Origin of the sequence: Thiomonas sp. FB-6, assembly GCF_000377645.1 — a bacterium.
GTDB lineage: Bacteria > Pseudomonadota > Gammaproteobacteria > Burkholderiales > Burkholderiaceae_C > Thiomonas_A.
The window spans coordinates 19,341-30,354 of sequence record NZ_KB898508.1 but is presented as its reverse complement, the minus strand read 5'-3'; the positions used below and the strand labels follow the sequence as shown (position 1 = coordinate 30,354).

8 protein-coding genes are annotated in these 11,014 nt (G+C 69.9%); 4 read left to right on the top strand and 4 right to left on the bottom strand.

What is annotated here, in order from left to right:
• The first annotated feature begins 375 nt into the window (after nucleotides 1-375).
• The 4 genes from D466_RS23545 to D466_RS0117545 are packed head-to-tail and all read left to right on the top strand — an operon-like array spanning nucleotide 376 to nucleotide 4,687.
• Complete coding sequence (locus D466_RS23545; RefSeq protein WP_196803515.1) at nucleotides 376-1,458, top strand: glycosyltransferase; 1,083 nt, start codon at nucleotides 376-378, stop codon at nucleotides 1,456-1,458.
• A 39-nt stretch (nucleotides 1,459-1,497) separates the two neighbouring features.
• Nucleotides 1,498-2,424: a glycosyltransferase family 2 protein gene (locus D466_RS23540; protein WP_196803514.1), complete on the top strand. Its 927-nt coding sequence runs from the start codon at nucleotides 1,498-1,500 to the stop codon at nucleotides 2,422-2,424.
• Between the two features lie 6 nt (nucleotides 2,425-2,430).
• Nucleotides 2,431-3,534, top strand: a complete 1,104-nt coding sequence (glf, locus tag D466_RS0117550; RefSeq protein WP_018915010.1) for a UDP-galactopyranose mutase — start codon at nucleotides 2,431-2,433, stop codon at nucleotides 3,532-3,534.
• Between the two features lie 16 nt (nucleotides 3,535-3,550).
• Nucleotides 3,551-4,687, top strand: a complete 1,137-nt coding sequence (locus D466_RS0117545) for a glycosyltransferase family 4 protein (RefSeq protein ID WP_018915009.1) — start codon at nucleotides 3,551-3,553, stop codon at nucleotides 4,685-4,687.
• Between the two features lie 55 nt (nucleotides 4,688-4,742).
• Here the strand turns inward: D466_RS0117545 and D466_RS0117540 are convergent, their stop codons facing one another.
• The 4 genes from D466_RS0117540 to D466_RS22205 are packed head-to-tail and all read right to left on the bottom strand — an operon-like array spanning nucleotide 4,743 to nucleotide 10,974.
• Nucleotides 4,743-5,963: a glycosyltransferase gene (locus D466_RS0117540; protein WP_018915008.1), complete on the bottom strand. Its 1,221-nt coding sequence runs from the start codon at nucleotides 5,961-5,963 to the stop codon at nucleotides 4,743-4,745.
• Nucleotides 5,956-6,861: a glycosyltransferase family 2 protein gene (locus D466_RS0117535; RefSeq protein ID WP_018915007.1), complete on the bottom strand. Its 906-nt coding sequence runs from the start codon at nucleotides 6,859-6,861 to the stop codon at nucleotides 5,956-5,958. Before D466_RS0117535 ends, D466_RS0117540 begins: the two co-directional genes overlap by 8 nt.
• Entirely contained in the window at nucleotides 6,854-8,950 is a 2,097-nt protein-coding gene (locus D466_RS22210; protein ID WP_018915006.1) for a M48 family metallopeptidase, read from the bottom strand. Before D466_RS22210 ends, D466_RS0117535 begins: the two co-directional genes overlap by 8 nt.
• Nucleotides 8,947-10,974, bottom strand: a complete 2,028-nt coding sequence (locus tag D466_RS22205; protein WP_156004428.1) for a M48 family metallopeptidase — start codon at nucleotides 10,972-10,974, stop codon at nucleotides 8,947-8,949. Before D466_RS22205 ends, D466_RS22210 begins: the two co-directional genes overlap by 4 nt.
• Nucleotides 10,975-11,014: the final 40 nt, after the last annotated feature.

Below are 11,014 nucleotides of genomic sequence, written 5' to 3'. Positions count from 1 at the left end.
TGATGGGCGTGCGCCGGATCGCAGCGCGGGCTGGACGCCCGCGCAAGATCCGGGGTGCGGCCAGCGCCCGGTTCTGCACCAACCCTTCGGGCGCATGCGCTGCGGGCGATCTGCGGCGTTGCCCAAGCAGGCGAGGCGTCCAGCCTGGCCTTGGCTTGGGCGCCTTGCAGCTCATCCCGCGGTGCCTGCGCGCGGCCCCCTCCGGCACTTCAACAGCCTGACTAGGCACGTCATGCGCGCGGGCGCCCCCGGATTCGTTCGACCCTTGAAAACACCGACTACCCTGACGCCTGCGGCCGGTGTCGAAGTCCCGAACGGGCCCCCGTCCGCCACCCGGTGGAGGCCCATGTTATGGGTGCCAACGGGACCCAAGCCTTGGATGGCCGCGCCCGGTCCATCATCGGGCCCGGCCAAGCGCTACAGCGGGACCGCCTGATGCTCTGTGGAGTGATCGTCACCTACGGCGCTCGGAAATCGTTGCTGTACGCAACCCTGCAAGCCGCTCTCGGCTCCGGCATCGACCGAGCCGTCGTTGTGGACAACGGCTCCCGATGGCCTGTCCGGCGCGATCTCGCCGAGGATTTCGCGGAACGGGTCGATGTAGTCCGTCTGGGAAAAAATGCCGGATCGGCGCCAGGCTTCAAAGCTGGAATCGCGCGCGCTCTGGAACTCGGAGCGGAACGTCTACTCATACTCGACGACGATCTGGCTCTCACCCCGCAGACGGTCGAACGGCTCCAGAGGTCGCTGGATCACTCGGCGGCACGATCGGGATTCGCTCGATGCGCGGTCTGCGCGTATCGGAAGAGCGCCATGGAGAGGATGATCCTCGTAGAGGGGCAGGGGCTTGCGCGTGCCGTCGCTCCGCCGATACTTCGTTTCAGCATCATGAGATTACTCAGAGGCCTCGTCGCGCATACGCGCCCATCGTTGACGAGCGAAATGTTTAAAGCGCAAGGGCCCACAGCGCCAAGTGAAACTTCCAGGGTCGCGTTTGCCCCCTACGGGGGGGTGTTCATTCATCGCAGCGCGGTCGAATGGATCGGCCTGCCCGACGAACGCTTTTCGCTTTACTGGGATGACGTCGAGTGGACGTATCGGCTTACGGCGCGCGGCGGCTCCATCGTCATCGATCGAGGCGCCCCCCTTGGCGAACTGGAAATTTCGCATCCATTTAGAAAACCGCATATCAGCCGATTTCACTCATTGCTGCTGCGCGACGCCGGCCCGGGCGATTACAGAATCTACTATGAAATTCGCAATGCCATCTATTTTTCCGCATACCCAGCTCGTCGGGACATATCGTACCTTGGTGTTCGTGTCGCGGCATTCAGACTCGGAATATTTGCACTAGGGATCGCTCTTCGCCGAAATGCACGGTCCAGGGTAATCCGCGAAGCCGTCAACGATGGACTGAATGGGCGTCTCGGTTATAACGAGAAATATCCGCTGGAATAAGATCCCGCGCCTGGACCATACTCGGATCGATCCATTCCCGTGAAAATCTCGGCGGTAGTTGTCACTTACAATCGATGCACTCTGCTCACCCGCTGCCTGGACGCTTTGGCACGGCAAAGCCTGGCCATTGACCAACTAGTTCTGGTCGACAATGCATCGACGGACTCCACCGCCACCGCGATCTGCGAGCGCGTGGACGACATCGCTTCTGGCTGGTTGCGCTATTCCCGTCTGCCCGACAACCTCGGGGGTGCGGGTGGCTTCGAGCATGGAATGCGCGAGGCCCTGCGAGGCGGCGCCGATTGGGTCTGGCTCATGGATGACGACGCCGAACCGTCACCCGATGCACTGGAATGCCTGTTCGCCGACTCACCATTACCCGGGCATGTCTACGCGTCTGTACCTCAACGCAATGGCGTTCTGGCCTGGCCGGTCACTTGGAACACCAGCGAGGGGAAGTTCGGCAGCGTAGCAAAGCGCATCGATGAACTACCGCCGCGGTGTGTCGTGCAAAGCCATCCCTTCCTCGGATTCCTGATCCACCGCGAGCTGATCGAGCGTATCGGCGTACCCGATGGGCAGTTGTACATCTCGGCCGATGACATCGAGTACAGCCTGCGCGCGCGCGCAGCCGGTGCGACGATCGTGCTGCTGCGCGCCAGCAGCATCTCCCACCCGGTGGCTAGCTCACGATCCTATCGGGTGCTGGGAAGAAGCATTCCTGTTCTGTCTCTCCCTCCATGGCGCCGCTATTACGACACGCGCAACAGACTGCTCGTCGCGCGCAGGCATCACGGCAGGAAGCTCTGGACGCAGGCCCTGCCTGGAACGCTCGCGCGTATGCTGCTGGTCGCCCTGCATGAGCCTCGGAAGAAGGCACAGTTCAAGGCCGCTGCGGCGGGGCTGTGGGATGGCCTGCGTGGCATTTCCGGCAAGCGCCACACCCTCTGGGATCTGGAAAGCTGAATCTGCATGAACTCGCTTGAAGTTCTCATCGTCGGCGCCGGCTTCGCCGGCAGCGTGGTCGCCCGCGAGTTGGCCGACGCCGGCCGCAGGGTGCTGGTGGTCGATCGCCGACCGCACATCGGCGGCAACGCCCATGACGAGGTGGACGCGCACGGCGTGCTGATCCATCCCTACGGGCCGCACATCTTCCACACCAACAGCCAGCGGGTGTTCGACTGGCTGTCACGCTTCACGGCGTGGCTGCCCTACGAACACCGCGTGCGCAGCGTGGTCGGGGGCGTGGCCTACCCCTTTCCGATCAACCGGCGCACGCTGAACATGCTCTACGGGCTCGATCTGGACGAGGCCGGCGCCGCCGCCTACTTCGAGCGCGTACGCGAGGCGCGCGAGCCGGTACGCAGCAGCGAGGACGTGGTGCTGAACAGCGTCGGGCGCGACCTGTACGAGAAATTCTTCCTGCACTACACGCGCAAGCAGTGGGGACTGGATCCCTCCGAACTCAAGGCCGGGGTGGCCGCGCGCATCCCGGTGCGCTGCAACGACGACGACCGCTACTTCACCGACACCCACCAGGCCATGCCGCGCGACGGCTATGCGAGCATGTTCGCCAACATGCTCGACCATCCGAACATCCGCGTGGAACTGGGCGTGGATTTCCTGGACATGCGCCGGCGCGGCGCCGACCGGGGCTTCGCGCACACGGTATTCACCGGGCCCATCGACGCCTGGTTCGAGTACTGCCACGGGCGCCTTCCCTACCGTTCGCTGCGTTTCGAGCACGAGCACCTGGCGGATACCGAACGCTTCCAGGAGACCGGCACCTGGAACTACCCCAACGACCACGGTTTCACGCGCATCACCGAGTTCAAGCACCTGACCGGCCAGAAGCACCGTGGCACCTCGATCGTGCGCGAGTATCCGCAGGCCGAGGGCGATCCCTATTACCCCATTCCCCGCGCCGACAACGAGGCGCTGTACAAGCGCTACGAGGAAATGGGCGAGCGCGAGAGCGCCGTCAGCTTCGTCGGGCGCCTGGCGCAGTACCGCTACTACAACATGGACCAGGTGGTGGGCGCCGCGCTGGCCGCGGCCGAACGCCTGAAGTCCTGACCCGCGCCCCGCCGCCATGCGCATCGCCTTCCTGTGCAAGCGCCGCTACATGGACAAGGACGTGATCCTTGACCGCTATGCGCGCCTGTACGAGATGCCCTTCCAGCTCGCGGCGCGCGGCCACGAGGTGCTCGGGCTGTGCCTGAGCTACCACGGCGACGCCGACGGAGACTGGACCGACGCCACGCCGGCGGGCTCCTTGCGCTGGATGTCGCGTTCGCTGGGACGGGCCGTCCTGCCGCGGCTGCTCGGGCATCCGGCCTGGGTGATGGGTCAGTTGCGATCCTTCGAGGCCCAGTACGTGATCGGCGCCTCCGACATTCTCCACGTGGCGCTGGGCGCCCATTGCGCGAAGCGCCTCGCGCTGCCCTTCGCGGCCGACCTGTACGACAACTTCGAGAGTTTCGGCATGGCGCGCATTCCCGGCGCGCGGCTCGCGCTGCGCCGCGCGGTGCGGGATGCCGACCTGGTCAGTTGCACGTCGCAGGCCCTGGCGGACCACGTGCGCGAGGCCTATGGCGCACGAGGCCGTGTGATCACCCTGCCAAGCACCGTGGACCTGCAGCGCTTCCGCCCGGGCGACCGCGCGGCCGCGCGCGAGGCCCTGGGTCTGCCGCGCGACGCCCTGCTGGTGGGAACCGCTGGCGGGTTGTATGCCGACAAGGGCATCGATACGCTGTATCGGGGTTTCGAAGCCCTGGCCGCGCAGGATCCCCGGGTGCACCTGGTGCTGGCGGGCCCAACCGACGCTCAAGCGAGGCTTCCGGCAGGGCCGCGGGTGCACTACCTTGGCAGGCTGGAACACGCGCGCGTCGCGCAGCTGTTCACAGCCCTGGATCTGGGGGTGATCTACCTGCGGGACACACCCTTCGGCCGCTACTGCTTTCCGCAGAAGGCCTACGAGATGGCGGCCTGCGGGCTGCCCTTCGTGGCCGCCGACGTGGGTGCCATGCGGGGTCTGCTGGCGAACTCTGCCGACCACCTGTACGTGCCGGACGATCCCGCCTCGCTGGCGCGCACCCTGGCGGCGGCCTTGCGCGACCCGGGCGCGCCCCCGGTGGTGCCGCAGGACTGGCAGGCCCTCATCGCCGGCTTCGACATCGAACTGCGGTCGAGTGCCGGCGCGGCGGTGGCGACAGGCGCCGCCTGCTGACGGGTCGCCTGAAGGGAGGCGCGCCTTGCTCGCCTGTCTCGGGCGGCCTGCGGCCTCAGGCGTCGCAGGCCTCGCGCAGCAGCTTCGTGTAGGCCTCGCCGACCGGCTGCCAGTCGACCACGCGCAGCGCGCGCTCGCGCAGCCGCAGCGCGAGCTCTCGGGCCTGCGCGGGCTGCTCCAGCAGGCGCACCACCGCGGCGCCCAGCGCCTGCACGTCGCCGGGCGGCACAAGGCACGAGCCCGCCTCCTCGCCGAACAGATCGGCGACTCCCGGCGAACGGCTGGCCACGACGGGGCAGGCGCAGCCCAGCGCCTCCATCAACACTACCGGCAGACCTTCCTGGTCGCCCGAGGCGGCGCGCACCGACGGCGCCACCAGCAGGCAGGCGCGTCGCAGCAAGGCCGGAAGTTCGCGCTGGGTCATGGCTCCGGCGAATTCGACGCGGTCGTGCAGGCCCAGTGAGGCGGACTGCGCACGCAACGAGGCCTCCAGCGGCCCGTAGCCGACGATGAGCAGCCGGGCCTGCGCGTGGCCGCGCAGCACCGCGGGCATGGCCTCGATCAGGTGACGCAAGCCTTTCTTCTCGACCAGGCGGCCGACGAACAGGATCAGCCCCGGCTCGCGTTGCACCTCGGGATGCGGCGTGAAGCGTTCCTGCAGGTCGGCCCCCATAGGGATGACTTCGAGGCGCGGCGGCCGCAGCCCCGCCGAGGCAGCCTCCCCGCGCATGGCCGAACTGACCACGCTCATGGCGGTACAGGCGCGCGCGACCCGGCGCTTGAGGGCCAGTGCCGGTGCCCCGCGCAGGCCGTAGAGATCCGCGCCGTGCGAGGTCAGTACATATCGCGGAGCCAAGCCCGCCGCGCGCAGCGCCCAGGCCACCAGGCCCTGGGGTAGCAGCCAGTGCGCGTGCACCAGCGCCGGACGGCGGTGCCGCGCGATGCGCGCCGCGGCCCACCACTGTCCGAGGACGAAGCCCGGGAGGAGCAGCCATTTCCAGGGCGAGCGGCGCAGATGGCTGACCATGCCCCCGCCGTGCACCAGGGTCTCCAGGGCCTGCGGCGCATAGCGGTAGCGCACGACCTCGACGCCGTCCAGGCGTTCACGCCGCTTGGCGCCCGGCGCATGCGGACAGACCACGACGACTTCGAAGCCGGCCGCGAGCCTGCGGCAAAGCTCGTGCACGAAACCCGGTTCCGGATCGTCCGCCCAGCGTGGATAGGTGGATGCCAGCACCAGCAGCAGCGGTCGGGCCGGCGCCGGCAGTTCAGACATCGCGCCGATAGATCAGCTGGGTGATCTGTTCCGAGATCAGGCCGATCAGGAACACGATGACCCCGGCGGACAACAACAAGGCGCTCATGTTGGTGAAGCGGTGCGCGGTCGTGAAGGTGTAGGCGTAGTTGCCCAGGCCCAGCAACGCGAAGCCCAGCGCCACCGGCGCGAACAACTTGAGCGGCGAGTACAGCGTGGCGATCTTGAAGATGATCAGCAGGAAACGCACGCCGTCGCGCAGCGGGCGGATGTGGCTGGTGCCGATGCGCCGCGCCGCGTGGATGGGCACGTAGGACACCGCGTAGGCGCTGCGGAAAAACGCCATGGTGCTCGTGGTCGGGTACGAGAAGCCATTGGGCAGCAGGTGCAGGAATTCCCGGAAGCGCTCCGCGCGCGCCGCGCGAAAACCGCTGGTCAGGTCGAGCACCGCGTGCCCGGTCATCCAGCTTGCCAGGCGGTTGTACAGGCCGTTGGCCAGCCCGCGCCCGACGCTGGCCTGGGAGCCGCCATCGCGCGCGCCCACCACCATGTCGTAGCCTTCGTTCAGGCGCTGCAGCAGGCGTGGGATGTCGGCCGGGTCGTGCTGGCCGTCGGCATCCATGAACACCAGCACATCGCCGCTGGCGGCGCGGGCCCCGGTCTTCACCGCCGCGCCGTTGCCCATGCCGTAGGGGCGGCGCACCACCTGGGCACCGGCCTGTTCGGCGAGTTGCGCGGTGGCGTCCGTCGAGCCGTCGTCGACCACGATGACCTGGGCCTGCGGCAGCAAGGCCAGGATGCGGCGCACGGTGTCGCCGACCGCCCCCTGCTCGTTGCGCGCCGGAAGGATCACCGAAAGCCTGCGCGTGGTGCTTCGCGCACCCTGGACGGCTGCCTGCAAGTCGGCCTGGTCATTCATCGTCGTGTCTCCCCCCGGCGGCCGTCCGTGGCGGCGGCGCCCCGGGTGCAAGCGTACGACGCCCCGCGCCGGGCGGGCCGGCGGAGGCGGCCTGCGCGGCGGCCTGGCGCTGCAAAACGCGGCGCATATGCCACTCGCTGTCCTGGTAGAAACCGGCGTGGCGCAGCCAGCGAGCGTGCAGGGCCCCCATGGTCCAGCCAGCGACATGGGCCAGCGGCGAGGGCACCGCGTCGAGCAGGCGCAAGGCCATGGAGGGGTGGCCGGCGGAACCCAGCTCGGCCGCGGCCACCAGGCGCGCTCCTGGAGGCAGGCCGGGAATGCGCAGGGCCTGCAGGTCCAGCGCGTAGGCCGCGGACGCGTCGCCCCGCGCCAGCGCCAGGCGGGCCTGGGTCCGCAGGAGCTCGCGGCGCACTTGCGGCAGGCCCGCCTGCGGGCTGCGCAGCGCCGCCGCCAGCAGCTCGGCGCGGAAGTCGGGCCCGAACACCGTGCATTCGGACAGGCCCGAGATCAGGCGTCCGACCTGGTATTGCACGACGTTGTTGCCCAGCTGGGCATGGGCGGCCGCGGCCAGCAGGTCCCCGCGCAGGCCGGCCGGGGCTTGGCCCTGGTCGCAGGCCACGCCGGCGCGGTTGATCAGCAGCACCAGATCATGGGGGTGCAGGCGCAGCGCCGCATCGAGCAACGCGCGCGCCTGCGTGTCGTTGCCGGCCTCGCGCCAGAAATTGGCCAGGTAAGCCTGCGCACGCGGGGAATCGGGGTGCTCCCCCGCCCACACCAGCGCCTGGCGGAAGGGCGCCCCCCACTCCGCGGCGCGGCGTGCCGTCTGCAGCGCGAACAGGGCCAGCAGCGCCAGCGCGGCGGCCGCCGCCCACCGGCGCGAAGGACGGCACAGCGGCGGGCGCGGTCCGGGGCCGACCTCGGGAACGGCCAGCCAGGCCAGGGGCCAGAACATCAGAGCCGCCGGCAGGTAATTGCGGTGCTCGAACACCAGCTCGAGTTGCAGCCAGGTCGACTCCAACACATGCCCGGTGAGAAAGAACACAACGGCGGCGCCGGCCGCCACCCAGCCCGGCCCCTGGGCCCGGCGCGCGCGCCAGGCCAGCAGGCCGAGCAGCAGCAGGCCCGCCGCCGAGGGCAGCGTGGTCCACGGATGCAGCCAGCCGGTGGACACGACCACGTCGTCGTGGAACAGGCCGCCGTCGTGCGCGCGGGCCAGCCAGATGTCGCCCAGGTAGCTCCACAGGATGCGGGTCTCGCTGAGCAGGCGCTGCCAGGAGCTGAAGCCGCGCCCGCCGGTGTAGCCGCTCCACAGCCCCGGCGCCCAGCGCAGCAGGTAGCCGAGCACCACGGCCGCGGGCAGGCCAAGGAACAGCAGTTTCCAGGCCCTGAATCCCCAGCCCGGCGGCGCGGCGAGCCGGCGGCGTAGCACGCAGGCCTCGAGCACCCAGGCCAGCAGCGGCACCAGCGCACCGTTCTCCTTGCTCAGCGTGGCCAGCAGCGTGCCCAGGCCCAAGGACACGCTGATGAGCCCATAGCCCGTCCACGTCCGGCCCTGGGCCAGCAGTTCGCGCCCGCGTACATAGCCCCACAGCCCGGCGAGGCCGAACAGCGCGGCGAGCATGGCCATGCGCTGCACCACGTACAGCGTGGTGCTGACCCAGAAGGGGTCGAGCAGCCACAGCCCCGCGCCGAGCACGCCCACCCAGGCCGCCCGGCGCGGCGCGGCCCCCAGCACGCGGCTGAGGGCACGCAGCAGGCCGGCCAGCACCGCGCCGCACAATAGGTGCACGGCGACGTTGGTGAGCTTGAAGGGCAGCGGCGACGCCGGCCAGTTGCGCGCGTCGAGCAGGAAGCTGGCCAGCGCCAGCGGGCGCCCGGTGGGGCCCGCGAAGCCAGAGGTGATGAAGGCCACGGCCTTCCACCACTGGTGGATCGGCCCGTAGTCGCCCAGCGACGCCAGGTTGGAGTAGTCGTCGAACAGAAAGGAACCGTGGCGGCCGGGCCAGTAGACCAGCCAGCCCAGCAGCAGCAGGCCGAGCAGGGCCAGCCCGGGCAGGTAGGCACGCGCTGGCCGGGCCGGGCGATTCATCGCGCCTCCCCGGACTGCGCGGGTTGCCCGGAGGCCTCGTCGCCGCGGGCAGCCAGCCACTGGCGGCGCAGGGCCAGGCGTTGCGCCCGATGCAGGCCGAAGGGGTCGAGTTCGCGCAGGCGCTCCAGGCCCACCGAGGCCTGGGAGAGCTGGCGCCCCGCGATCTGCAGTTGCACCAGGTTTTTCCAGTAGTCGAAGCTCCCCGGATCCAGCGCGACCGCGCGCAGCATGTCCGCATAGGCCTGCGGGAAACGGTGGCTGACGTTGGCCTCGAAATTGGCGCGCAGCGTGATCATCTGGGCGTCCCGCGGATGCGCGCGCACCCCGGCGTCCAGCAAGTCGCCGAGTTGCCGAAGGTCCTCCGGCACGTAGCGGCAGACCTTGTCCGCCGCGCACTGCACCAGGCTGTACAGCGCCCCCACGTTCTCCACGCCCAGCCTCTGTTGCGAGACCCGCCGGCGCAGTTGCTCCCACCAGGCCCGGGGCACCGGCAGGCCCTGCTTGGCCTGCATGAACACCAGTGCTTGCATGGGCTGCAGGTCCGCTCCCGCGATCTCGGAGGCTTGCACCATGGTCCGCCGCGCCTGCCGGAACTGCGGGCTGTCGACACTGGGCGCGATCAGGTACAGCACGCGCCCCAGGTCGTACACCGCGCGCGGCGAGCGCGGGTGCGCGGTCGCCTCGAAATAGGCCAGGCGCAGGGGGTTGCCCCAGACCTGGGCGCGGATCGCCGTGAAACCCGCATACAGCGCCAGCAGTCCCGTGCAGGCGACGCCGGCCACGAAAGGCCAGCTGCGCGCCTCGCGGGGGCGCCAGCTGCCGAGCCAGCCGAAGGCAGCCAGGAATACGCCCCAGCAGGGCAGGTAGTTGCGGTGCTCGTAGACCAGGTCCAGAGGCACGAAGGTCGACACCAGGCAATGCCCGGCGAAGAACCACAGGATGCCCAGCGAGACCACCGGGCGCCGGCGGCGCAGCCACAGCGCGGCCCCCAGCAGCGCCGCCAGCAGCAGCCAGCTCGGCGCGGTGGTCCACGGATGCAGCCAGGAGGTGGAGACCCTGAGGTCGTCGTGGTACAGACTCAGGGTGCCGGGGTTGGGAAGCAGGATCCAGTGCAGGTAGTCCACCAGCACCCGCCCCTCGGTCAGCAGGCGCTGCCCGAGGGTGAAGTCCCGTTGGGCGTAGGCCGCGCCGGACAGCGCCCCCGGCAGCAGCCAGGCCAGGCCCAGCAGGCCGGGAAGCACCAGCAGCAGCGCGTACACGCCGAGCAGGGAACAGCGCGCGTCGCGCTGCTCCCGGCTCGCGGGGGCGCCGCCGCAATCCCCGCGCAGCACCGCCCATTCCAGCACCGCGGCATAAGCCGGCAGCATGACTCCGGTTTCCTTGGCCAGCGCGGCCAGCACGGTGCAGCCCAGCAGGCTGCCCCAGATCCAGCTCCAGGCGCGCCGCTGCGCGGCGCCAGCCTGCACGGCGTCGCGCAACAGCATGCGCCCGTGCCAGTAGCCGAGCAGGCCGAGCAGCACGAAACAGGCCGCCAGCGATTCCTCGCGCTGCACCACGTACAGCACCGCGGTGAGCTGGATGGGGGCCAGCAGCCAGGCGCCTGCCACCAGCATGGCGAGCGCGCGCGGCGACAGCACCCAGCCCGGCGCGCCGGGCCCGAGCTGCTCGCGCTCGCGTGCGTCGAGCCACTGCAGCACCCGCAGGCTCAGCCAGGCGATCAGGCCGGCGTTGAGCAGGTGCAACAGCACGTTGAACACCTTCATGGGCAGGGGCTGCATGCCCCAGACCCGGACCTGCCAGGCGAAACTGAGCATGGACAGCGCGCGGCTGAAGGGCCCGGCACGGCCGGCCCAGACCGCCTGCCAGAAATGCCCGTTCAGTGCCCGCGGGTCCAGCGCCGGCTGGTCGACGATGTTGCTGAAGTCGTCGAACACGAAGCCGCCGTGCAGCCCCGGAAGGTAGACCAGCCAGCCCAGCAGGGCCAGCGCCGCCAGGGCCAGCGCCAGCGGCATCCACGGCGGCAAGGGCGCCGCGCGCCGGGGCGGCCGGGCCGGCGGGGAGGGT

Excerpts from the sequence above, each read along its gene's own strand:
- glf (WP_018915010.1), top strand. The coding sequence starts at position 2,431 with ATGAACTCGCTTGAAGTTCTCATCGTCGGCGCCGGCTTCGCCGGCAGC.
- D466_RS0117545 (WP_018915009.1), top strand. The coding sequence starts at position 3,551 with ATGCGCATCGCCTTCCTGTGCAAGCGCCGCTACATGGACAAGGACGTG.
- D466_RS0117540 (WP_018915008.1), bottom strand. The coding sequence starts at position 5,963 with ATGTCTGAACTGCCGGCGCCGGCCCGACCGCTGCTGCTGGTGCTGGCA.
- D466_RS0117535 (WP_018915007.1), bottom strand. The coding sequence starts at position 6,861 with ATGAATGACCAGGCCGACTTGCAGGCAGCCGTCCAGGGTGCGCGAAGC.
- D466_RS22210 (WP_018915006.1), bottom strand. The coding sequence starts at position 8,950 with ATGAATCGCCCGGCCCGGCCAGCGCGTGCCTACCTGCCCGGGCTGGCC.